The 22867-nt window shown below is 75.3% G+C and carries 20 protein-coding genes; 10 read left to right on the top strand and 10 right to left on the bottom strand.

The window, feature by feature from the left end:
- Positions 1 to 254: 254 nt before the first annotated feature.
- The 5 genes from egtD to ACFY00_RS21985 all read right to left on the bottom strand — a co-directional run bounded on the left by egtD (position 255) and on the right by ACFY00_RS21985 (position 5976).
- The gene (egtD, locus tag ACFY00_RS22005; protein WP_388033140.1) at positions 255 to 1241 is read right to left on the bottom strand and encodes an L-histidine N(alpha)-methyltransferase; all 987 of its coding nucleotides are present in this window, start codon (positions 1239 to 1241) and stop codon (positions 255 to 257) included.
- Positions 1238 to 2014: an ergothioneine biosynthesis protein EgtC gene (gene egtC / locus ACFY00_RS22000; protein ID WP_388033139.1), complete on the bottom strand. Its 777-nt coding sequence runs from the start codon at positions 2012 to 2014 to the stop codon at positions 1238 to 1240. The genes egtD and egtC overlap by 4 nt, the downstream gene beginning before the upstream one ends.
- A gap of 5 nt (positions 2015 to 2019) precedes the next feature.
- A complete protein-coding gene (gene egtB, locus ACFY00_RS21995; RefSeq protein ID WP_388033138.1) occupies positions 2020 to 3366 on the bottom strand; it encodes an ergothioneine biosynthesis protein EgtB in 1347 nt (448 codons plus the stop codon).
- A gap of 85 nt (positions 3367 to 3451) precedes the next feature.
- Entirely contained in the window at positions 3452 to 4780 is a 1329-nt protein-coding gene (gene egtA / locus ACFY00_RS21990; protein WP_388033137.1) for an ergothioneine biosynthesis glutamate--cysteine ligase EgtA, read from the bottom strand.
- On the bottom strand, positions 4777 to 5976 hold the full coding sequence (locus ACFY00_RS21985; RefSeq protein ID WP_388033136.1) for an aminotransferase class I/II-fold pyridoxal phosphate-dependent enzyme: 1200 nt from the start codon (positions 5974 to 5976) through the stop codon (positions 4777 to 4779). Before ACFY00_RS21985 ends, egtA begins: the two co-directional genes overlap by 4 nt.
- 179 nt (positions 5977 to 6155) lie before the next feature.
- Between ACFY00_RS21985 and ACFY00_RS21980 the strand changes: the two genes are divergently transcribed.
- Entirely contained in the window at positions 6156 to 7169 is a 1014-nt protein-coding gene (locus ACFY00_RS21980) for an alpha/beta hydrolase (RefSeq protein ID WP_388033135.1), read from the top strand.
- A 10-nt stretch (positions 7170 to 7179) separates the two neighbouring features.
- Positions 7180 to 7890: a helix-turn-helix transcriptional regulator gene (locus tag ACFY00_RS21975; protein ID WP_388033134.1), complete on the top strand. Its 711-nt coding sequence runs from the start codon at positions 7180 to 7182 to the stop codon at positions 7888 to 7890.
- A gap of 199 nt (positions 7891 to 8089) precedes the next feature.
- Here ACFY00_RS21975 and ACFY00_RS21970 read toward each other — a convergent pair whose 3' ends face one another.
- Entirely contained in the window at positions 8090 to 8326 is a 237-nt protein-coding gene (locus tag ACFY00_RS21970; RefSeq protein ID WP_388033133.1) for a hypothetical protein, read from the bottom strand.
- 255 nt (positions 8327 to 8581) lie between these two features.
- Between ACFY00_RS21970 and ACFY00_RS21965 the strand changes: the two genes are divergently transcribed.
- On the top strand, positions 8582 to 9160 hold the full coding sequence (locus tag ACFY00_RS21965; protein ID WP_388033132.1) for a GNAT family N-acetyltransferase: 579 nt from the start codon (positions 8582 to 8584) through the stop codon (positions 9158 to 9160).
- 18 nt (positions 9161 to 9178) lie between these two features.
- Here the strand turns inward: ACFY00_RS21965 and ACFY00_RS21960 are convergent, their stop codons facing one another.
- Both ACFY00_RS21960 and ACFY00_RS21955 read right to left on the bottom strand, forming a co-directional pair.
- The gene (locus ACFY00_RS21960) at positions 9179 to 9817 is read right to left on the bottom strand and encodes a DUF7003 family protein (protein WP_388033131.1); all 639 of its coding nucleotides are present in this window, start codon (positions 9815 to 9817) and stop codon (positions 9179 to 9181) included.
- A 105-nt stretch (positions 9818 to 9922) separates the two neighbouring features.
- Positions 9923 to 11116: a winged helix DNA-binding domain-containing protein gene (locus tag ACFY00_RS21955; RefSeq protein ID WP_388033130.1), complete on the bottom strand. Its 1194-nt coding sequence runs from the start codon at positions 11114 to 11116 to the stop codon at positions 9923 to 9925.
- A gap of 850 nt (positions 11117 to 11966) precedes the next feature.
- Here ACFY00_RS21955 and ACFY00_RS21950 point away from each other — a divergent pair.
- The 5 genes from ACFY00_RS21950 (at position 11967) to ACFY00_RS21930 (ending at position 20432) form a co-directional block, all read left to right on the top strand.
- Positions 11967 to 14126: a glycoside hydrolase family 6 protein gene (locus ACFY00_RS21950; protein WP_388033129.1), complete on the top strand. Its 2160-nt coding sequence runs from the start codon at positions 11967 to 11969 to the stop codon at positions 14124 to 14126.
- A gap of 1138 nt (positions 14127 to 15264) precedes the next feature.
- Positions 15265 to 16071, top strand: coding sequence for an SAM-dependent methyltransferase (locus ACFY00_RS21945; protein WP_388033128.1), 807 nt, complete (start codon positions 15265 to 15267; stop codon positions 16069 to 16071).
- Positions 16068 to 18284: a putative bifunctional diguanylate cyclase/phosphodiesterase gene (locus ACFY00_RS21940; protein ID WP_388033127.1), complete on the top strand. Its 2217-nt coding sequence runs from the start codon at positions 16068 to 16070 to the stop codon at positions 18282 to 18284. The genes ACFY00_RS21945 and ACFY00_RS21940 overlap by 4 nt, the downstream gene beginning before the upstream one ends.
- A gap of 633 nt (positions 18285 to 18917) precedes the next feature.
- Positions 18918 to 19361 carry a hypothetical protein gene (locus ACFY00_RS21935; RefSeq protein ID WP_388033126.1) on the top strand — a complete coding sequence of 148 codons (444 nt, stop codon included), beginning with the start codon at positions 18918 to 18920 and terminating at the stop codon, positions 19359 to 19361.
- A gap of 174 nt (positions 19362 to 19535) precedes the next feature.
- On the top strand, positions 19536 to 20432 hold the full coding sequence (locus ACFY00_RS21930; RefSeq protein ID WP_388033125.1) for an SDR family oxidoreductase: 897 nt from the start codon (positions 19536 to 19538) through the stop codon (positions 20430 to 20432).
- A gap of 46 nt (positions 20433 to 20478) precedes the next feature.
- Here the strand turns inward: ACFY00_RS21930 and ACFY00_RS21925 are convergent, their stop codons facing one another.
- Positions 20479 to 21024, bottom strand: coding sequence for a phosphotransferase (locus ACFY00_RS21925; protein WP_388033124.1), 546 nt, complete (start codon positions 21022 to 21024; stop codon positions 20479 to 20481).
- A gap of 120 nt (positions 21025 to 21144) precedes the next feature.
- On the opposite strand from ACFY00_RS21925, the gene ACFY00_RS21920 reads away from it, so the two are divergent.
- The gene (locus ACFY00_RS21920; protein ID WP_388033123.1) at positions 21145 to 21543 is read left to right on the top strand and encodes a hypothetical protein; all 399 of its coding nucleotides are present in this window, start codon (positions 21145 to 21147) and stop codon (positions 21541 to 21543) included.
- A gap of 102 nt (positions 21544 to 21645) precedes the next feature.
- Entirely contained in the window at positions 21646 to 22146 is a 501-nt protein-coding gene (locus ACFY00_RS21915; RefSeq protein ID WP_388033122.1) for a DoxX family protein, read from the top strand.
- A 21-nt stretch (positions 22147 to 22167) separates the two neighbouring features.
- On the opposite strand, the gene ACFY00_RS21910 is transcribed toward ACFY00_RS21915, so the two are convergent.
- Complete coding sequence (locus tag ACFY00_RS21910) at positions 22168 to 22710, bottom strand: tetratricopeptide repeat protein (protein WP_388033121.1); 543 nt, start codon at positions 22708 to 22710, stop codon at positions 22168 to 22170.
- Positions 22711 to 22867 lie beyond the last annotated feature (157 nt).

Genomic DNA, 22867 nt, shown 5'->3' with positions numbered 1-22867 from the left:
ATCTTGCTGCGGCAGCAACGGCTCAATCCGAGCCCACGCAGCATCCGTTATCTCTCCACGACCCACCACAAGATCAATTATGAGACACGGCCTAGTGCCGCGTCAGGCAACCTTCGCCCGTCGCGACGCCCGGCACGCCCTCTCGCCGCACCGGCCGAAAACCCAAGTACACCCAGTACGAGGGCTTCCGGTCGGCACGCCGAGAGAACGCACCGGACGCCGCTCCTTGGCGGCAAAGGTTGCCTGACGCGGCACTAGTCGGAGCCGTCCTCGAAGGGGCGGGAGAGCGAGAGTCCGAAGCGGCCCTCCCCGTCCGTCCACCAGTCGGCCAGGCGCAGGCCCGCGGCGAAGAGTTCGCGTTCGACGCGTTCGCGGCGGAACTTCGCGGAGACCTCGGTGTACAGCTCCTCGCCCGCCTCGAAGTGCACGGGGAGGCCGAGATCGGCGATCTTGACGGTCTGGGCGCGCCGGGAGCGCAGCCGCATCTCGATCCATTCGTGCTCGGCGTCCCAGAGGGCGACGTGGTCGAACTGCTCCGGTTCGAAGTCGGCGTTCAGTTCGCGGTTGAGGACCGCCAGCAGGTTGCGGTTGAAGGCGGCGGTGACGCCCGCGGCGTCGTCGTAGGCGGCGACCAGCACGGCGGGGTCCTTGACCAGGTCGGTGCCGAGCAGCAGCCAGTCGCCGGGCAGGAGTTGGGCCCGCAGGCCGGTCAGGAAGGCGGTGCGCTCGGCGGGCAGCAGGTTGCCGAGGGTGCCGCCGAGGAACACCACCAGGCGGGGGCCGCCGCCGTCGGGCAGGCCGAGGCTCTGGGTGAAGTCGGAGAGCACGGCGGCGACCTCGAGCCCCGGGTAGTCGGCGGTCAGGGCCTGCGCGGCCGATTCGAGGGCGCTCTCGCTGACGTCCACCGGGACGTAGCGCTCCAGGGTGCCCGCGGCGCGCAGCGCGTCCAGCAGCAGGCGGGTCTTCTCCGAGGAGCCGGAGCCGAGTTCGACGAGGGTGCGGGCCCGGGTGGCGGTGGCGATGTCGGCGGCGCGGTCGGTGAGGATCTCGCGCTCGGCCCGGGTGGGGTAGTACTCGGGCAGCCGGGTGATCTCCTCGAACAGCTCGGAGCCGCGGGCGTCGTAGAACCACTTCGGGGGCAGCCGCTTGGGCTCGCCGGTCAGCCCGTCGCGGACGTCGGCGCGCAGCGCGTGGTGCAGGTGGTCGGGGGGCAGCAGGCGGGTGAGCCGGTATCCGGTCATCGGGGGGCGTCCTCTCGGGTGCGCGGGCCGATGGGGGCCAGCGGGGTCAGCACGCTGCCGGCCGGATCGGCCACCAGCAGGGTGCGGTCGGGGACTTCGGACCAGCCGGGTCCGTCGTCGAAGGGTTCGGAGGCGACCAGCACGGAGCCGTCCGCGCCCCGGTGCTGGAACAGGGTGTCGCCCCAGACCGTGGCGGCGATCGAACTCCCGTCGGTGGCCAGCAGGTTGATCCGGGCATCGGCCAGTTCGCCGGCCAGCAGGCACACGTCGGAGAGCGCCTCGCCGAGTTTGACGCCCGCGCGCAGCCGGTTCAGCACCAGCGCCCACAGCAGCGCCGAGTCGGTGCGCGCCTCCAGCTCCAACAGCTCGGCGGCGGGCAGCAGTTCGGCCAGCGGGGCGAAGGCGGCCGGCCAGCCCGGCAGGGCGCCGTTGTGGCTGAACAGCCAGCGCCCGGCGGCGAACGGGGCGGCGGCCTGCGCCCCGGCCGCGCAGCCCGCGGTGGCGGAGCGGACGGCGCCCAGCACCGCGTGCGAGGCCACCACCCGGGCCAGGTCGGCCAGGTCGCCGTCGGCCCAGATCGGCCCCTCCCGCCGGTAGCGGGCCGGGCGCTCGTCCCCGGCGGCGTACCAGCCGACCCCGTAGCCGTCCGCGTTGACGGTGCCGTAGCGCTGCAGCCGGGGCGCCCAGGACTGGCGCAGCAGCCCGTGCGGCGGGTCGAGCAGGACCGAGCGGATCGGCACCGGCCGCCCCAGGTAGGCGAAGTGGCGGCACACCGGGCTCAGCCCCCCGTCCGGGGCTCGGCCGTCCGGGGCTCGGCGTCGCGGGCGGTGCGGAAGCCGGCGAAGATCTGCCGCCGCACCGGGTAGTCCCAGTTGCGGAAGGTGCCCCGGCAGGCGACCGGCGCGACCGCGAACGAGCCGCCGCGCAGCACCTTGTACTCGGGGCCGAAGAACACCTCCGAGTACTCCGGGTACGGCCAGGCCGTGAACCCCGGGTAGCCGGTGAAGTCGCTGGACGTCCACTCCCACACGTCACCGATCAACTGCCGTGCCCCGCAGGGTGCTTCGCCCTCGGGGTAGGCGCCGACCGGGGCCGGGCGCAGGTGCCGCTGGCCCAGGTTGGCGTGCTCGGGGCCGGGCGCCGCGTCGCCCCACGGGAAGCGCCGGGAGCGGCCGGAGGCCGGGTCGTGCCGGGCCGCCTTCTCCCACTCGGCCTCGGTCGGCAGCCGCCGCCCCGCCCAGCGGGCGTACGCGTCGGCCTCGTACCAGCTCACGTGCAGCACCGGCTCCTCGTCCGGCACCGGCTCCAGGTGGCCGAAGCGGCGGCGCAGCCACTGGCCGCCGTCGCGCTGCCAGAACAGCGGCGCCTCCAGCCCCGCGGACATCCGGTGCGCCCAGCCCGCGGGCGTCCACCAGCGCGGGTCGTGGTAGCCGCCGTCGGCGACGAAGCGCCGGTAGGCGCCGTTGGAGACCGGCGTGGTGTCCAGCCAGAACGCGGGCAGGTCGACCTGGTGGGCGGGGCGCTCGTTGTCCAGCGCCCACGGCTCGGTGTCGGTGCCCATGGTGAACGGCCCGGCGGGGACCAGCACTTCGGCGGGCAGCGGGCCGCCGGTGGCGGCGGGCGGCGGCGGGGAGTCCAGCACGGCCGGGCCGCTGCGCAGTTGGTGGGTGATCAGCATGGTCTCGTCGTGCTGCTGCTCGTGCTGGGCGATCATCCCGAACGCGAACCCGGCGTCCAGCAGCGGCGCGCCCTCCAGCGGTGAGGCGGCCAGCAGGTCCAGCACCCGGCCGCGGACCTCGTGCGCGTAGGCGCGGGCCTCGGCGGGCGGCAGCAGCGGCAGCCGGGGCCGCTCGGCCCGCGGGTGCTCGAACGCGTCGTACAGCGGGTCGATCTCCGGGTGCATCGGGTCGCGGCCGCCGATGTTGCGCAGCAGCCACAGCTCCTCCTGGTTGCCGATGTGCGCCAGGTCCCACACCAGGGGCGACATCAACGGGGAGTGCTGGGCCACGAGTTCGGCGTCGTCGACGGCCTCGGTGAGGAGCGCGGTGCGCTCCCGGGCGGTCAGCAGCTCGGCGGCGATCAGCTCGCGCAGCAGCGCGGGGTCGGTCCGGTCGGCGTTCAGCACGCGGCCACCTCCAGCGGGGGGAAGGGGAGTTCGGCGCCCGGCGGGTGGCGTTCCTCCTGCCGGGCGGGAGCGGGAGCGGTGGCGGTCAGCACGGGGCGTCCTCCAGCAGGACGGGGGCGGCGCCGCCGCGCAGCGCGGCCAGCTGGTCGTCGGCCGGGCAGCGGCCGCGGGCCGGGTAGCGTTCGGCGAACTCGACGAGGGCGGGGCGCAGTTCACTGCCCCGGCGGGCCAGCGAGCGCTCGGCCGCGGCGAAGCACAGCAGGGCGGCGCGGCGCAGGTCCGGGTCGGCCATGCCGAGCGCGGCGGCGCGCCGCCACAGGCCCGAGCGCGGGGCGCGGCTGCCCGCGTGGCCCAGCCGCTCCAGGGCGGCGCGGACCTCGTCGGCGGCCCGCGGGTCGTCCAGCAGCGCGCTGACCAGGGCCAGCGGCACCCGCCAGCCCTCGCCGGGTTGGGCGTCCATCATCCGCAGCTCCAGGTGGCCGCGCGGCCGCACCGGCGGGAACAGCGTGGTGCGGTGGTACTCCAGGTCGGCCAGCGTGGCGGGCCGCTCGCCGCCGTCGCGCAGCCAGCCGCGGAAGGTCAGCCCGGCCGGGGCGTCCCAGGGCAGCCCGTCCGGGCGGCGCACGCACAGCAGCGCGGCGTCCAGCACGTACCGCGCCCAGGCGGTGCGCGGGTCGGCGGTCGGCGGCGGGGCCAGCGTGCGGGAGGGGTCCATCCGGGACCAGACCAGCTGCCGGGTCGACTTCCAGCCGGTCGGACGCCCCTCCAGCAGCGGCGAGTTGGCGAACGCGCCGACCAGCACCGGCCCCAACTCGTGCACCAGGCGCCAGCGTTCGGCGTAGTCGGCCGCCGTCCCGGCGTCCACGCAGACCTGCACGGAGGCGGTGCCGGTCATCATGATCCGGCCCCACGGGCCGCCGCGGTCGAAGTACCGCTGCATCGCCCGGTAGCGCGGATGGGTGGCCTGCATCCGCCGCTCGCGGTCCATCGGGTCGGTGCCGCTGCCGGTCAGCCGCAGCCCCTCGGCGGCCAGCGCCGCCCGCAGCACCGCCTGGTCGGTGCTCAGCCCGGCCGCGCAGTCGGCCGGATCGGCGGCGGGCGGGGAGCTGAGCTCGACCTGCCCACCGGGTTCGTACGTCAGCCGCGAGCCCGCCGGGAACACCGGGCCGTCGGCCGCCTCGGGCAGCGCCGCCAGTGCGGCCGCCACCCGGTCGGGATCCACCGGTGCGCCGGGACATCGGGTGTCGTGGACGAACCACTCCGCCTCCACCCCGACCAACGCCGGGGGCCCGATCTTGAAGCAGATGGCCCCCAGGTGGCGTTCGGCCGACGCCTCGGTCAACTCCGCCCGAAGCGTGACGCTGTGTATCGGGTCGGGGGCCGGTGCGGCCTGCTGCGGACGTACGGATGTCACCGGGTTTCACCATCCCTCGGTTCGCGACTTGAGCCCGGTTGTTCCTGCTCAGTCTGCTCCGGGGCAAACCTCGGTGCCGCCCGAACCGACATTTCGCAGTTCAGGCGGGTGAGCGCGGTGCGCAGGCGGTCCAGCGGCAGGGCGAAATTCAGCCGCAGCCGCCCGGAACCGGCCGCTCCGAAATCGGCCCCGTCCGCCAGCTCGACGTGACAGCGGGTGAGCAGCTCCTCCCGGGTGCCCAGCCCCGCCCCGTCCAGCCACAGCAGGTACGAGGCCTGCGGGCGGGCCAGCACCGCACCGCCCAGCGCGGCCGTCGCCAGCTCCCGGGCCCGCACCAGGTGCGCCAGCGCGGCGTCCAGCCACGGCCCGCCCTCGGCCAGCGCCGCCCGCTGCGCGACCGCGCCCAGCAGGCCCCCCTCCCACAGCCCGAAGCCCGCCATCACCGCCGTCAGCCGCTCCCGCAGCCCCGCGTCCGGCACCAGGGCGAAGCAGCTCGGCAGGCCCGAGACGTTGAAGGTCTTGCCCACCGAGTTCAGCGTCACCACGTTCGCCGCCCCGCCGGTCACCGCCACCGCGACCGGCTGCTCCGCCCCCGCGTCCGGGTGCCGCAGGTCGCCGTGCACCTCGTCCGAGATCAGCAGCCCCGGCCCGGCCGCCGCGGCCAGCGCCCGGACGTCGGCGGCCGACCAGATCCGCCCGGACGGGTTGTGCGGGCTGCTCAGCAGCACCAGGCCCGGGCGGGACGCGGCCACCTCGGCCAGCGGCAGCCGGTACGGGTCGGCCGGGTCGCCGGTCTCCAGCAGCGGCAGCTCCCGGGTCGCCACCCCCGCGGCCCGGCAGACCCGGGCGAAACCGCCCCACTCCGGCGTCACGAACACCGCCGGGCCCGGCAGCGGGCGCACCGCCTCCACCAGCAGCCGCACCGCCGTGCCCGGCGCGAACGGCAGCAGCATCACCCAGCGCGGATCCACCTCCACCCCGTGCCGCCGCCGGTACCAGTCGGCCACCAGCGCCCGGTCCGCGGCCTCCGCCACCGGGTACCCGAACGCCGGGTGCCCCGCCCGCGCCCGCAGCGCCGCCCCCACCGCGGGCGGCCCCGGCAGGTCCATGTCGGCCACCCCCATGGCGATCCGCCCCGCCCCCGCCCGCGCCCACTTCGCACTGCCCGTCCCCGCCCGCGAGAACCGCTCGAACACCGGGTGCTCCCTCCGCCGCCGCTCCCACCCACGCTAGGCCGCCGCGGGCTCCGGCGCGGGACGGACCCCGCCCCGCGAGGGCCCGCGCGCGGTGTGACCGGGACTCGTGCGCGGTGTGACCGGGGTCACGGCGAAAGGGTGACACGGGGCTGTCGCCGCCCCCTGCCACCGTCTGGGCCATGACGCACCCCGCCACCGGCGACCCCGCCACGCCCTCCACCACCGGCCCCGGCGCCTACGACGCGCACCCGCTGCGCGCCCACCTGGTCGACCTCGACCGCCTCGACGAGACGCTCGCCTTCAACCGGGCCTTCGAACGGGCCGCGAGCAGCCGCCCCGCCCGCCGGGGCCCGCTCGACGCCGCCACCCTCGCCCTGCTGCGCCGCAACCGCCTCGGCGGCGACACCCCGCCCCGCCGCCTCCCGCAGGCCCGCGACCGCCGCCTCCCGGGCGGCGTCGGGGTCCGCGTCCTCGACCCCGGCGCGCCCGAAGGCGTCCTGCTGCACCTGCACGGCGGCGGCTGGGCGTTCGGCTCCGCCGACGGGCAGGACGAACGGCTCTGGGAACTCGCCCGCCGGACCCGCCTCGCCGTCGTCAGCGTCGACTACCGCCTCGCCCCCGAACACCCCCACCCCGCCGGACCGGACGACTGCGAAGCCGCCGCCCGCTGGCTCGCCGAGCACGCCGAGGCCGAGTTCGGCACCCGCCGCCTGCTGATCGCCGGAGAATCCGCCGGAGCCCACCTCGCCGTCCTCACCCTGCTGCGCCTGCGCGACGGCGGCCTCCCCGGCGCCTACCGCGCCGCCCACCTCGCCTTCGGCCCCTACGACCTCGCCATGACCCCCAGCCAGCGCGACTTCGGCGACCGCCCACTCCTCAGCAACACCCGCAGCCTGCAAGGAAGTTACGAGATGTACAGCCCCGGCACCGGCCCCGTCGAGCGCCGCGACCCCGCGCTCTCCCCGCTGTACGCCGACCTCACCGGCCTGCCGCCCGCCCGCCTCGTGGTCGGCACCGAGGACCCGCTGCTGGACGACTCCGTCCTGCTCGCCCGCCGCTGGCAGGACGCCGGGGGCACCGCCCGCCTCGACGTCGTCGCGGGCGCGATGCACGGCTTCACGCTCTACCCGCTCACCGTCACCACCCGCGAACGCCGACGCGAGGCCGAGTTCCTCACCGCCGCGGGCCGGTAAGGTCCCCCGGGTGAACCGAACGGCCCGACTGTACGCCCTGGTCGAGGAGTTGCGCGCCGCCGCGCCCCGACCGCTGACCGTCGCCCGCCTCGCCGCCAGGTTCGAGGTCGCCACCCGCACCGTCCAACGCGACCTCCAGGCCCTGACCGCCGCCGGCCTCCCCGTCCGCGCCACCACCGGACGGGGCGGCGGCTGGTCCATCGACCCCCGCACCACCCTCCCGCCCGTCCGGTTCACCGAACAGGAGGCCGCCGCCCTCACCGTCGCCCTCGCCGCCACCGGCCACGGCACCCCGTACGCCGCCGCGGCCCGCACCGCCGCCCAGAAACTCGCCGCCGTCCTGCCCGAACCCGCCGCCACCACCGCCCGCGACCTCGCCCGCCGGATCGTCACCCTCCCCGCCCCCGAGCCCACCGCCGCCGCCCGGTCCGCCGTCGAACACGCCCTCGCCGAGGGCACCGTGCTGCGCCTGCGCTACGCCGACGCCGCCGGACGGGAGAGCGAACGGCTGGTCGAACCCGCCGGGCTGCTCACCGCGGGCGGCCACTGGTACCTGATCGCCTGGTGCCGCACCCGCCGGGCCGGACGCGGCTTCCGGCTCGACCGGATCACCGCCGCCGACCCGACCGCCGAACCCGCCGGGCACCACGACCTCGCCGCCCTGCTGCACGGCTCCGCGGCGGCGGGCGCCCGACCGGCCGCCGCGCTCGACGCGCTGTGAGGCGTCAACCCGCGCTCCCGACGCGGGACTTGTGCACGTGCGGGACGCGGGCACCCGGCGGCCGCGGCTCGTGGCCGGGCAACTCCGGCCCGGCGCCCGCGAACAGGCGCACGCAGGGCCCGGCGGCACGTCCGTGAACGCGCCCGCCCGGCGGTCCACCCGGGCGCCGCAGCTCCAGGACCGCGTGCGGGCCGCCGTCTCAGCGTCGCGAGCGGTCGCGGCCGCAGCGAACGCCCCACGTGCCGGCCGGGGAGAGGATCCCGCCGTCGGCCCGGGTCACGACGAGGTCCATCCTCATGCCGTCGAACCGGACCCGGTCACCCGGCGCGAGGAACAGCGGATCGGTCAGCTCGCAGAAGTAGCCGTCGTCCTCCCCGAAGTCGTCGACCATCACGAGCCGCGGGATCGGGGTGACTCCGTCAGTGGGCAGGCGCATGCCCCGGATCGTGCCACGGAGGCGACAGCCGCCGCGACGCGTTGTCGGAACGACAACCCCGCGGCCGGACGACGGGCGGCACCGTGACCGACCTGCGGCGGGCCGCATCTCGGTGGTCCGGACGGTTCCGGCGCGAGTCACCGGGGAGCTCGGACGACCGCTCCGCTCGGCCGGCGCCACCGACCCGGACCCGTACTCGTACCCGGTGTGACCCGCGCTCCGACGGGGGCCCGGCCGAACCCTAGACTCGTCCCCGTGACCGTCGACGACCGCCGCCTGATCCGCCCGGCCACCCCCGCCGACCTGGAAGACGTGGCCGGGATCTACACCCACTACGTCCGACACACCGTCAGCACCTTCGAAGAGACCCCGCCCCCCGTCGAGCACTGGCACGAGCGACTGGCCGACCTCACCGGCCGCGGCCTGCCCTTCCTGGTCGCCGAGGTCTCCGGGCAGGTCGTCGGCTACGCCTACGCCGCGCCCTGGCGTCCCAAGCCCGCCTACCGCCACACCGCCGAGAACTCCGTCTACCTCTCCCCGCAGCACCTCGGCCGCGGCCACGGCACCGCCCTGCTCCGCGCCCTGGTCGACGCCTGCGCACGCACCGAGCTGCGCCAGCTCGTCGCCGTCATCGCCAGCCCCGGCAACGACGCCTCCACCGCCCTGCACCGCCGCCTCGGCTTCACCGACGCGGGCCGCCTCGCCGCCGTCGGCCACAAGCACGGCCGCTGGATCGACACCCTCCTGATGCAGCTCACCCTCGTCCCGACCCCCACCACCCCGGCCGAGGAGCCCGCCGCGACGGCCGCTACGACGACCGCCGCGCCGCGGTAGCCGCCGGGGAGGGGCGGCCTACAGCGTTCCGGCCTCCGGCCAGTGGGACCAGTGGGTGTTCGGGGCCAGCGTGGGCCGGTAGCGGGACGGGTCGCCGGAGACCAGCACCTCGGCGATCAGTCGGAAGGTCTCGTGCTCGCTGGGCATGACGCCCCCGAGGTCCTCCGGCTGGTTCCACTCGTCGAGCCGGAGCAGCACCGGCAGGTCGGCGGGGAGGCCGGCGCGCAGTTCCGCCGGGTCGGCGAGCAGGAGCGAACGGTGCGCCGGGGCGAGCTGCCGGAAGACGTCCTGCCAGGGGGTGCCCGGTGCGGCGGGGACGGTCAGGGCGGTGCCGCGGACGACCACCGGGGCGCCGCCCGGGTAGCGGCCGGTCCGGTCGGGGTCGAGCTCCGCCATGTTGTCCACCCGCTCCAGGAACTCGCCGAACCCGGGCTCGCCGTGCGTCAGGCAGTTGCCGAAGCGGTGCACCACGTCGAAGAGGTTGCCGCCGCGCGGGGCGTGGCCCAGCAGTTCGGCGACCACGGCCCAGCGGGTGCGGTCGCCGAACAGGTGGAGCCGCTCGGCGACCGGGTAGTAGTAGCCGTTGGCCAGGTCGGGGAACTCCGCCCGGTCCGCGCAGAGGTCGAACTGGTCGAGGATCGACGAGGTGGACGTCACCGCCCCAGGCTAGGCCCATCGCGCCCCGGGCCCGCCGTCGGACCGGCGGGGCGGGCGGGGCGGGCGGTCAGCGGTCAGACGGTCAGACGGCCGGGTGGTCAGCGGTCAGGCGGTCAGGCGGCGCTCCAGCGGGGTGCGGAAGCGCGGGGTGACGCGGACGTCGGCGAGGATGGTGCGGAGGGTGGCGGCCCGGGCGGCGACCGCCCGGCGGGCCTCGGGGCCGGGGTCGGTGAGGAGTTCGACGGCCACTTCGCCGTCGGGGCGTTGGGCCCAGCCGCCGATGACGCGGCCGTTCCACCAGACGGTCGGGCCGAGGTTGCCGGAGCGGTCGACCAGTTCGGGGCGGTGCTCGGGGGAGAGGTACCAGTCGCGGTGCTTCCAGCCCATGGCGGTGGGGTCGAGGGCGGGCAGCAGGGCCGCCCAGGGGGCCGGGGCGGACTCCGGGGCGAGGTCGTCGGGCAGGACGAACCCGGTGCTGCCGTCGACGAGTTCGACCTCGGCGGCCGCGCAGGCGGCCAGCGCGGTGCGCACCTCGCGGACGCCCCAGCCGGTCCACCAGACCAGGTCGTCCTCGGTGGCGGGGCCGTAGGAGGCGAGCCAGCGGGCGGCCAACTCGGCCTGGGCGGCCGCGCGTTCGGCGGGCTTCGGGGCGGCGGGAACGGGCGGGCCCGGAACCCAGCGGTGCCGGCTGCTGGTCCAGCCGCCCAGCGGGCGGCGGCGGACCATCGCCCCCTCCATGCCGAGCAGCCGCAGCAGCCGCATGCTGACGGGCTGGGCGGCCTGGTAGGAGGTGCCGACCCCGTAGTCGATGGTTTCGCGCAACTGCGGCACCAATTCGCCCAGCTGACTTCCCGTCAGGCCGTCCGGCGAGGTGTCGAGGGCGGCGGCGAGGGCGTCGAGCACGGCGCGCTCCGCGGCCGCGGTCCAGGCGGCGTCGCGGCCGGAGGCGGCGAAGTCCTTGAGCAGGCGCGCGCGTTCGGCCGCGGCGGCCTTCGCGGTGGTGGAGGCGTACAGCGCCGGGGCCAGGTCGGCGGGGACGGCGAACAGGGTCTTGCGCATGCCGTGGCGGCGCAGCACGGTGCCGTCGGTGTACAGGGCGCGCTCGGTGTCGGCGGTGCCCGGGGCGGCGAGTCGGGCGGCGACGGCGAGGAACACCGTGGCGGGGTCGGTGGCGTGCACGGCGACCAGGTCGTCCACCACCTGCTCGGCCCGGTCGGCCCCGGTGCCGGGGGCGAGCCGGTGGCGGCGGGCGAGCCGGGCGCGGCGCTGGTCGTCGTCGAAGCGGGGTCGGGCGGGCACGGGCTCCTCCTGCGGGTCGCGGACAGCCTGCCACGGGGCCGCGTCCGTGCCCGGTGGACGGCGCGCGCAGGGCTCGACCGGGCCGGAATCCGCCCCGTGGCGCGGCGGACCGTGAAAGTTTCGCAGCAGAACGGCTCCGGCACGGGGCGGTTCGTCCGGTCCGGCGGGGCGGCGGCCGGGGTGGTACGGGGGCGGGGCGGACGGGCGGGGCGAAGGTGCAGGTGGGGGGCGGCGGCGGGGCGGGGCGGGGGCGTCCGGCGGCCCCGGGCGCCGTGCACCGGCCCGCGCGGCACCCCGTGCCGCGCCCCACGGTTCCCGCCGGTCGCGGGCGGGGTGCGCCCGCCCGGCCGCAGGGGGGCGGATCCGGCCACGGCGGCCCGGCCGGGAGGTGCGGCGCGGGCCCGGAGCGGGCCCGGCGGGGGTGGTGCGCGGTCGGCGGGGGCGTCGGTGGATCGTCGGCGAACCGTCCCCGGTTCAGGGGTGAACAGTGGTGCGGGCGGCGGCTGTTGGGGCGCCGGGGGTACGGGGGGAGAGTGCCGGTGCGGAGCGGGGGCGGGGTGGCCGAACCCCGGCGGGCGGCACCCATCCCCGGTCGGCGGGAGCGCTCCCACGGGTTCTGTCGAACTTCTTGACGGGAGTTCGAGGTCATGGCTTCATATCGGTTGTCCCCGAGCTGAGTTCGCCTCAGCCCGGGCCAAGTATGGGAGCGCTCCCATTAGTTGGGGCGTTTTCATCGAGTCCGTCCCCCACCCGAAAGGACTCCCTTACCGTGTCGGCAAATCTGACGCGTCGCCTCCGGACGGCGGCAGCGGCCGCGGTGCTCAGCGCCGCAACCGTGATCCCCCTTGCCATGACGACCACCGCCGCCCACGCGGCGACCCGTGTCGACAACCCCTTCGTCGGCGCCGGGGTCTACGTGAACCCCGAGTGGTCCTCCCACGCCGCCGCCGAGCCGGGCGGTTCGGCCATCGCCAACCAGCCCACCTTCGTCTGGCTGGACCGCATCGCCGCCATCAACGGCGTCAACGGCGGCATGGGCCTGCGCGACCACCTGAACGCCGCGGTGCAGCAGGCCGCGGGCAAGCCGTACGTGTTCCAGGTCGTCATCTACGACCTGCCGGGCCGCGACTGCGCCGCCCTTGCCTCGAACGGCGAGCTCGGCCCCACCGACCTGCCGCGCTACCAGAGCGAGTTCATCGACCCGATCGCCGCGATCCTGGCCGACCCGGCCTACGCGAACCTGCGGATCGTCACCACGGTCGAGCTCGACTCGCTGCCGAACCTGACGACCAACGCGGGCGGCACCGCCACCTCGACGGCCAACTGCGAAACCATGAAGGCCAACGGCAACTACGTCAAGGGCGTCGGTTACGCGCTGGCCAAGCTGGGCGCGATCCCGAACGTCTACAACTACGTGGACGCGGGCCACCACGGCTGGCTCGGCTGGGACTCCAACATGCAGCCGGCCATCGACGTCATCAAGCAGGCCGCCACCGCGTCCGGCTCGACGCTCAACAACGTCCAGGGCTTCGTCGTCAACACCGCCAACTACGGCGCGCTGCACGAGCCCAACTTCACCGTCGCCGACACGGTGAACGGCACCTCCGTCCGCCAGTCGAAGTGGGTGGACTGGAACCAGTACGTCGACGAGGCGTCCTTCGCGAAGGCGTGGCGCACCAAGGCGATCGCGTCCGGGTTCAACTCGAACATCGGCATGATCATCGACACCTCCCGCAACGGCTGGGGCGGCGCGAACCGTCCGGCCGGCCCGGGCCCGAAGACCACCGTGGACGCGTACGTCGACGGCGGCCGCATCGACCGCCGCTTCCAGACCGGCAACTGGTGCAACCAGTCCGGCGCGGGCCTCGGCGAGCGCCCGAAGGCCGCCCCCGAGGACGGCATCGCCGCGTACGTGTGGGTGAAGCCCCCGGGTGAGTCGGACGGCGCCAGCTCGGCCGTCGCGAACGACGAGGGCAAGGGCTTCGACGCCATGTGCGACCCGACCTACACCGGCAACGCGCGCAACAACAACAACATGTCGGGCGCGCTGCCGAACGCCCCGCTCGCGGGCCACTGGTTCTCGGCCCAGTTCCAGGAGCTGCTGAAGAACGCCTACCCGGCGCTCGGCACCAGCACCGCCGACACCACCGCCCCGACCGCCCCGACCAACCTGGCGGCCACCACCACCTCCAGCAGCGTCTCGCTGACCTGGACCGCCTCCACCGACAACGTCGGCGTGACCGGTTACAACGTGTACCGCGGCGGCACCCTGGTCGGGTCCACCGCCACCACCTCGTACACCGACACGGGCCTGACCGCCGCCACCGCGTACTCGTACACGGTCAAGGCGAAGGACGCGGCCGGCAACCTCTCCGCGGCCTCCGCGGCGCTCAGCGCCACCACGGCCTCCGGCGGCACCGCCGACACCACCGCCCCGACCGCCCCGACCAACCTGGCGGCCACCACCACCTCCAGCAGCGCCACGCTGACCTGGGGCGCCTCCACCGACAACGTCGGCGTGACCGGTTACAACGTGTACCGCGGCGGCACCCTGGTCGGGTCCACCAGCAACACCTCGTACACCGACTCGGGCCTGACCGCCTCCACCGCGTACTCGTACACCGTGAAGGCCAAGGACGCGGCCGGCAACCTCTCCGCCGCCGCGGCCGTCACCGCCACCACCCAGGCCGGCAGCGGCAACACCGGCTCCGGCTGCACCGCCACCTACAAGGTCAGCAGCGACTGGGGCGCCGGCTTCAACGCCGACGTCACCGTGACCGCGGGCAACACCGCGATCAAGTCCTGGAAGGTCACCTGGACCTACGGTGGCAACCAGCAGATCACCAACCTGTGGAACGGCACCGTGAGCCAGTCCGGCCAGTCCGTGACCGTCAACAACGCCGGCTACAACGGCACCGTCGCCGCCAACGGCTCCACCAGCTTCGGCTTCGGCGCCAACTACTCGGGCAGCAACGCCGTCCCGACCCTGACCTGCACCGCCACCAGCTGACACCAGGCAGCCGGTAGCACGCAGCAGGTAGCGACCCCACCCGACTGACGCGGGGAGAGCCGCAACGCACCACCACAACAGAGGCGCCGCCCACCAGCAGGGTCTGCAGGTGGGCGGCTGCCGTTTTCCGCGACGAACGCCAACCGCCCGGCCGGGACGCGGTGTTGGTCGGGGCGACAAGGGTGAACGCCTGCGGGGTGCCGCCCGGCCGGTGGCCGCCCACCGGATCCCACCGCTCGCCGGGCGGGCCCGGGGCACCGGCCAACGAAGCTGCCCTGAGGGACAGTTCGCACGCCTCGCCGCGGCGGCCCAGCAGTTCCGGCGCGTCCGCCGACCGGAACGAGCGGGCCAGGAAAGCCCCTTCGGAACCGGACGGGCCGTCCGCCGCCCCGGCGGGCGCAGGTGGCGACGCACCAGCCCGCCGTGGTCCAGGTCCTCCTGGGCGGCCGCCACGGCGCGCACCACTCGCGGGTCGTCCGGCGGCAGGAGACCGGCGGTGGCGACGGACAGCGTCGCCGCGTCCAACCCCGTTGCCCCACGGGAGCGGACGAAAGCCCCGCGGCGCGCCTCCCACGGTCCCCCGTCGGGCTCGAGCCGGCGCGCGGCCGGTGAACCGAGCGGCGTGCGCAGCAGGCTCCCCACCCGCCGCTCCATCGGGGTGCCCGACCGCAGCGCCAGGTCGAGGGCGTCCACCACCTCGTTGCAGACGTCGAGCCTGGGCTGCCCGACGGCCGCGTCGCCGCACCGGACGGGCGTCGAGCCGAGGTGCCCGGGCAGCCGACGGGCCTCGGTCTCCGGCGGACCGCGCCCCCCGGGCCGGACGGTGGATCCGGAGACGGTAGTGCCGTCCGCGCCGTGGGTGCGCACGCCCGGCGGGACGCGTGGCCGGGGCCCGGTCGCGGTGCGGCATCAGGCCGGCCGGCGCGACCTCGCCGTCCGGGGTGCGTCGGCGCGACTCCGGCACCCGGGGCTCGCCGAGGTCGCGGCCCCTCGCGCGGTCGGTCGTCCGGCCGGGGTGATCCGCCAGGCGGGACGCGCCGCCGTTCGGATGCCGCCGCTTGCGATGCGCATCACAAATATAGGAAGATCTTTATGTCCTATTGCCATTTTCGACTGCCACGTCGGAGGGAGTGCCGTCATGGCGCGTCCGAACTGGGTGCCCGCAGGGACCGACCTCGACAAGCCGAACGCCGCCCGGGTCTACGACTACTACCTCGGCGGATCGCACAACTTCGAGGTCGACCGGCAGATGGCGCGCAAGGCGATCGAACTCTGGCCGGACCTGCCCATGATCATGCGGGCGAACCGGGCCTTCCTGCGCCGCGCCACCCAGTTCGCCGCGGAGGAGGGCATCAGCCGCTACCTGGACATCGGCTCCGGCATCCCCACCTTCGGCGCCGTCCACGAGGTGGCCCGCGAGCGCCGACCCGACGCGCGCGTCGTCTACGTCGACATGGACCCCGTCGCGGTCGCGCACAGCCGCCTCATCCTGGCCGACGACCCGCTCTGCCAGGTCGTCGACGCCGACCTGCGCAACATCGACGACCTGCTCGCCCGCCCCGAGGTCGAGGAACTGCTCGCCCCCGGCGAACCCGTCGCGATCATCCTCAACGCCGTCCTGCACTTCGTCACCGACGCCGACGAGCCCGCCAAGATCCTCGCCAAGCTCCGCGAGGCCCTGCCCAGCGGCAGCATCCTGATCCTCTCGCACGCCTCCCTGGAGGGCCGCCCCGACCAGGCCGGCTCCCACCAGAGCCTGTACCGCTCCACCCCGACCCCGCTCACCATGCGCAACCGCGAACAGATCACCGCCTTCTTCGAGGGCTACGAACTGGTCGAACCCGGCGTCGTCTACCTGCCCGAATGGCGCCCCGACGACGCGGACTCGGTCGGCCCGCACCCCGAGCGGATGGCCGGGATGGCCGGAGTCGGACGTCTGTCGTGAACGAGTCGGCAGGCCTGCCCGGCCCGCCGGGCAACGACGGTGCGCCGGGCCGCGACGGCCTGCCCGGCGCGGAGGCGGCGCAGGACGTGCAGACCGAGGAGGCCGCGACCGCCGACTTCCGCACCGCCTGGTCCGCCATGCTGCGCACCGGGCACGGTGCCGCGGTGCGTCCCGGCGTGCTGAACCCGCTGATCGCCCGCACCGCCGACCTGCTGCTGCGCGCCGCCCGCGAGCACCCGTTCCGCCCCGAACTGGCCGGGCAGGCCGGTGCGCTGCTCATCGACAGCCAGTTCACCGACCCGCAACTGCTCGCCGATGCCGTGCAGTTGATCCAGCGTCAGGCCGTCCCCGACGAGCGCGGACCGGAGCTCAGCGGCGCCTTCGCGGCCGGTTGGGCCGCGGCCCTGCGCGAACGCACGCTGCGCGAGCAGGAGGCGATCCGGCTCGCCGCCGACACCGCCCGGCAGGAGGTCGAGAAGGCCCTGCGGGTCTCCGAGGCCCGCTTCCGCGCCCTGTTCGAATCCGCGGCGATCGGCATCGGCCTCGGCGACACCGACGGCAACATCCTGGCCGTCAACCGGGCCCTCGGCGAGATCTTCGGCGCCGGCCCCGAGGACATGCAGGGCGTGCGGGTCAACGACCTGGTCCACCCCGAGGACACCCCCGGCGTGTGGGAGGCGTACGAGGAGCTGATCAGCGGCAAGCGCGAGTACTTCCAGTTCGACAAGCCGTACTACCGCCGCGACGGCGAAGTGGTCTGGACCCACCTGACCGTCTCGCTGATCCGCGACGACGACGGCGTCCCGCTCTACCAGGTCGCCATGTTGGAGGACGTCACCGACCGCTACCGCCTGCAGGAGCGGCTGCGTCACCAGGCCACCCACGACCCGCTGACCGGCCTGCCCAACCGGGCCGCGTTCTTCGAACGGCTGGAGAAGATCTTCGAGGAGCCGGAGCCGGACGTCCGCTTCGGCCTGTGCTACGTCGACCTGGACGGCTTCAAGGTCGTCAACGACAGCCTCGGCCACGACATGGGCGACCAGCTGCTGACCGTGGTGGCCCGCCGCCTGGAGAACGCGCTCAGCCCGCTCGGCCACATGGTGGCCCGGCTCGGCGGCGACGAGTTCGTGGTGCTGCTGGAGAACTGCCGCGGCGAGCAGGAGGCCGTCGCCGCCGCCAAGACCGTCCTCGCCGCACTCGCCAAGCCCGTCGTCATCGGCGACCACCGGCTAGCCGTCGGCGCCAGCGTCGGCGTGCTGGAGCGGCGCATCGCCACCACCACGCCCGGCGCCGCCGTCCGGGCCGCCGACCTCACGCTGTACCGCGCCAAGGAGGCCGGTCGCGGACGCTGGACGCTCTTCGACCCCAAGGAGAACGCGCGCGCCGTCAGTCGCTACGCGGTGTCGGTGCGGATGCCCGCCGCGCTGGACCGCGGCGAGTTCTTCATCGACTACCAGCCGATGGTCGACCTCGCCTCCGGCGCGATGGCCGGCGTCGAGGCACTGGTGCGCTGGCGGCACCCGCAGCTCGGGGTGCTCGGTCCGGAGGAGTTCGTCGGCGTCGCCGAGGAGACCGGGCTGATCATGCCGCTCGGCCGCTGGGTGCTGGAACAGGCCTGCGAACAGGCCGCCGACTGGGTCGCCCGGTTCGGCGACCGGGCACCCCGGGTGAGCGTCAACCTGGCCGTGCGGCAGGCCCGCAGCGCCGGACTGGTCGGCGACGTCGAACGCACCCTGCGCAGCACCGGGCTCGACCCGTCCATGCTGCAGCTGGAGATCACCGAGTCGACCGTGGTCGGCCCCGAGGACGAGGCGCTCAAGGCCCTCCACGCGCTGGTCGACATGGGCGTCTCGCTCTCCGTCGACGACTTCGGCACCGGCTGGTCCAACCTCGCCTACCTGCGCGACCTGCCGGTCTCCAACCTCAAGATCGCCGGTTCCTTCGTCGGGGACCTGCACGACCCCGCCAAGGACGCCCACCTCGGCTGGCGGATCGTCAGCGGACTGGTCTCGCTCGCCCACACCCTGGGGCTGTCGGTCACCGCCGAGGGCGTGGAGAGCCGCGCCGACGCCGAACGCCTGCGCCTGATGGGCTGCGACCTCGCCCAGGGCTGGCACTTCGGCCGCCCCGTCCGTCCCGCCGAGATCGCCCGGCGGATCGCCGAGGCCGACCTCGAAGCGGCGCCCGAGCCCGGGCTCGGGTACGAGAGCTGAAACCTCTCCATGGGACGGGGGCGAGCGCGGGCAACGGAGAGACGCCCCCGCCCCGACGGCCCGTCAGGGCGCGGCGCGGACCTCGGTGGGTGCGTACGCACTGCTTGGCAGTTTCGGACGCGACGCGACGGGGTCGCGCGCCCGGCGGTGGACGGAAGGCCGTAACGGGGCGGGAGACGGCGTCCGCACGGTGGGGCAAAAACGGACAGGTCGTCGCGAAGGCGGTTGGCAGTCGCTCCGCCGCGGGCGCACGATCGCACGACGAGGGCCCGGCACCGCCGCCGCCCGGCTCCGCGTCGCCCGGGGCGGCGTCCGGCAGCACTGGGAACGCGTGCGGGCCCTAGGGTCCGTCTTCAAACCCCCGCCTGCCCCACGACTCCCCCAGCCCCAAGGGGGGCTGGGAGGTGCCCCCTCGGCACGCCCTCTCGCCGCACCGGGCGAAAGGCCAAGTACATCCAGTACGAGGCCTTCCACCCGGCACGCCGAGAGCACGCACCAGACGCCGCAGGGCTGCGACGGGGGTTTGAAGACGGACCCTCGGCCGACCGCGGCCGTCACGTGCCCCGCCCCCCGTTCAGGTGAACCGGTTCCGCGCCCTCCTCCGGTGCCGGGCCGCAGGCGTTGGATCAGGGCATGGACGATGCCACCGCCCCCGACACCCGTCCCGCCCGCAGGACCGCCCCCGTCCCCGGGACGGACGACCGCCCGGACACGCCCCCGTGCGTCTGGTGCGGCAAGCCCGTCCCCGCGGCGGGGAAACGGGGGGCCCGCCCCAAGTACTGCGGCCAGTCCTGCCGACAGCGCGCCTACGAGGCACGCCGCGAGCGGCGCCACACCGCCGAGGCGCTCGGGCTGCCGATCGGCCCCGACCCCGACCCGGTCGAACGCGCGGAGCGTGCCGCGGCCGCGCTGGCCGACGCCGCCCGGGTCCTCCTGGAGATCGCCTGCACCCCCGACGGCCTGCCGCGTACCGCCGCGCTGTCCGCGGCGGAGAGCACCGGCATCCTGGAGGCCCTCCTGCGGGTGGCCACCGGCCGCACCCCGGCCGTCCCGCGACAGACCCACGACGCCTGGTGAACCCATCCGGCCCGCCGCACCCCGGCGCAGGTGGGAGAGGTTTCGCCGGCTCCGGCCCGGGCAGTCGCGAGGGGTCTGCGCGCCGACCGGCGCCACGGAGGCGCCCGTACCCGGCCCGTACCCGGCCCGGGGCGGTCGGAGCGGCCCCGGAGCAGCCCGTTGGGAGGACGACCGATGACCCGTGACCAGTTCACCCCGAACGACCCCACCGAGCAGTACCCGAAGCCCGACTTCGCCGAGCAGCAGCAGCCCCACCCCGGACGCAGCGCCGAGATGGACCCGGAGCCGGACTACGGCGAGGACACCTACCGCGGCACCGGACGGCTGACGGACCGGGTCGCGCTCGTCACCGGCGCGGACTCCGGCATCGGCCGGGCCGTCGCGCTCGCGTTCGCCCGGGAGGGTGCCGACGTGGCGTTCTGCCACCTCCCCGCGGAGGAGGAGGACGCCCGGGAGACCGTCCGGCTGGTCCGGAGCGCCGGGCGGCGCGCCCTGGCCGTGGCGGGCGACGTGCGGGAGGAGCGGTTCTGCACCGACCTGGTGGCCCGCTGCGTCGACGAGCTCGGCGGCCTCGACGTGCTCGTCAACAACGCCGCCTACCAGATGTCCCAGCCGGACGGGCTGGCCGCCATCACCACCGAGCAGTTCGACCGGGTGGTGAAGACCAACCTCTACGCGATGTTCTGGCTGTGCCGGGCGGCGCTGCCGCACCTGGGGCCGGGATCGTCGATCATCAACACCACGTCCGTGCAGGGCTACAAGCCCAGCCCGCACCTGCTGGACTACGCGGCCACCAAGGGCGCCATCGTCACGTTCACCCAAGGACTCGCGCAGCAGCTCGCCCCCGAGGGGATCCGGGTCAACGCGGTCGCCCCGGGCCCGATCTGGACGCCGCTCATCCCCGCGACGATGGACGCCGACAAGGTGGCCGGGTTCGGAAAGCAGTCACCGCTGGGCCGCCCCGCCCAGCCCGCCGAAATGGCGCCCGCCTACGTCTTCCTCGCCTCGCCGGAGGCCGGATACATCACCGGCGACATCGTCAACGCCACCGGCGGTACCCCGCTGCCCTGAGCGCGCCCTGAGCCCGCCCTGAGCCCGCCCGGAGTGCCACGGGGCGTCACGGAGCGGCGAGTTCGCGCAGTACGGGGACGAGGACCTCGCGGAGCCAGTGCCGGTTGCGGGCGAAGCGTCGGGACTTCTCCAGGTTGCCCGAGACGTGCCAGAACCAGGCCAACAGGGCTCCGGAGAGCGGGAGTTCGCCGACCTCGGGGCGGCGCAGGGCGCCGGTGCGCAGGGCCGCCACCACCTGCTCGCCCCAGGAACGGCCCTCCAGCAGCCCGCCCAGGGCGAGCGCGAACGACGCCCGGTCGACCACGGCCGGGCCGTCGGCCGTCGCGTCCGCCCAGTCGACCAGGCCGGTGACGGACGACTCGGCGACGGGCGGATCGTCGTCCAGCGGCGGGCCGGGGCGGGCGGGGGAGCGGAACAGCAGGTTGCCGGGGGTGAAGTCGCCGTGCGTCCAGGCGACTTCGACCGGGTGCTCGGCCAACTCGCGGCGCAGGAGGGCGCGCAGGGCCAGCAGCCCGGCGGTTCCCTCCGCGCCGCAGCACCAGCGGACCCGGTCGGAGAGGACCGCCAGCCGGTGGCCCAACCAGCCGTCCACCAGCCGCCCGTCCCGGCCCGCGCCGCCCCCGACACCCCGTGCCTGCCCGGCCACCCCGAGCGACCGGACGCCGCCCGAGAGTACCCCTTCCCAAGGGCCCACCGACCTCAGGACGGCCGGGTGTTCAACCACCTGCGGATCGACGTGCTGCGGTCCGAACGCTGCACCGCCGAGGTGCGGGTCCGGGTCGACGGGGCGGACCTGGTGGCCGACACGACGGGCCCCGGCGGCTTCGGCGGGTACGCCCCGCTCCTGCTGCCCGCCACCGGCGAGGGCCCGCTCCGGGCGGGCGCCGAGGCCCGCCGCGTCCTGCTCGGCGAACCCGAGTGCACCGGCGACTGCTGCGGCTACCTCGCCGCGTCCGTCCGCCGCCACGACGGCCTCGTGGTCTGGTCCGACTGGGAGACCCCGGGCGACGAGCCCCGCCTGCCCGACTTCCGCTTCGACGCCCGCCGGTACGACGCCGAACTCGCCCGCGCCACCGCCGACCGCTGGTGGGACGTCCCCCCGGTGCCCTGACCGCGCGGGCGGAGGAATTTCCCCTCCGGGCACCGATGAGTTCCCGGGGCGGCGGCCGTCGAAGGCGGTGAGAGCAACGACAGCCCACCGGGGAGACCTGAGATGCCCAACACCACCACCACCGCTACTTCCACCACCGCTACTTCCACCGCCGCCACCGCCACCACCGCCGCCGCTTCCGCCGCTTCCGCCGCTTCCGCCGCTGCGCCCGGGAAGGCCCTCCGCCGGACGGTCCGGACGCTGCGGATCCTGATGGCGCTGTTCTTCGCCCTGGCCAGCGCCCTGCCCAAGCTGCTCGCGCTCCCGAGCGCCACCACGGTCTTCGACGCGATCGGCGCGGGCGACTGGTTCATGTACCTCACCGGCCTGGTGGAACTCTCCGGCGCGATCGGCCTGCTGCTGCCCCGCCTGGCCGGCCCGGCCGCGACGGCGCTGATCGCCTTCCTGGGCTGCGCGTTCGCCGTCCAACTCACCGCCATGCACGGCGAGAACGCGGGCACCCCGTTCCTCTTCATGGTCCCGCTGGCCGTCATCGCCTGGAACCGCCGCGCCGAGACCGCCGCCCTGCTGCGCCCGCGTCCGCGTCCGCGCCCGCACCGCTGACCGGCGGCGCGGCCCCGGCCCTCACTCCCCGGCGGCCCGCAGCAGCGACTCGACCAGGTCGAGCGCGTCCCGGGTCGACCCGATCAGTTCGGCGTCCCCCTTGGCGGTCCGCAGCCGCAGGGCTTCCTGCAGGTGTGCGCGGGCGCCGGGGAGGTCGCCGCGCTCCGCGAGGTGCTTGCCGAAGTGCTGGAGCGCGAAGTCGAGGAGTTCCGGGCAGGCGCTCCGCGCGGTGTCCAGGGCGCTGCGGTAGCACGCGTCCGCGGCCTCGAGGTCCCCGGCGTAGCGGTGGGCGTCGCCGGAGTTGACGCCGGTGGCGACGACGGCCCGGGCGTCCCCGGCGGCGACGGCCAGTTCGTGGGCGCGCCGCAGGAACGCGCGGGCCTCGTCGTGGTTCCCCAGTCCGAGGTGGCCGATGCCGATCCACCGGGCCAGGACCCGGGCCCGATCGGGGTCGGCCCCCGCGGACAGCTCCGCGTGCAGCCGGTCGACCGCGGCGGCCAGTTCGGCCCGGTCGGTGGGAACCATGCGCAGGTCGGCGTCCTGCGTGATGAGGTGGTGCAGCACGGTGCCCTCCCGTTCGGTCCTGCCCGGCGTCGTCCTGGCCGACTGCGCTCGTGGTGACCGCCACGGTACTGACCCGGCGGAACGCTGTCGGCCCGGGGCACCCCGAACTGCCGCCCGGCACCGTCGAACTGGCGTCACGACAGCAGCCCGGGCACCG

It is taken from the genome of Kitasatospora sp. NPDC001540 (assembly GCF_042894345.1).
Taxonomy (GTDB): domain Bacteria; phylum Actinomycetota; class Actinomycetes; order Streptomycetales; family Streptomycetaceae; genus Kitasatospora; species Kitasatospora phosalacinea_C.
The sequence above is the reverse complement of the archived record's forward strand: the minus strand, read 5'-3'. Positions and strand labels throughout refer to the sequence as shown.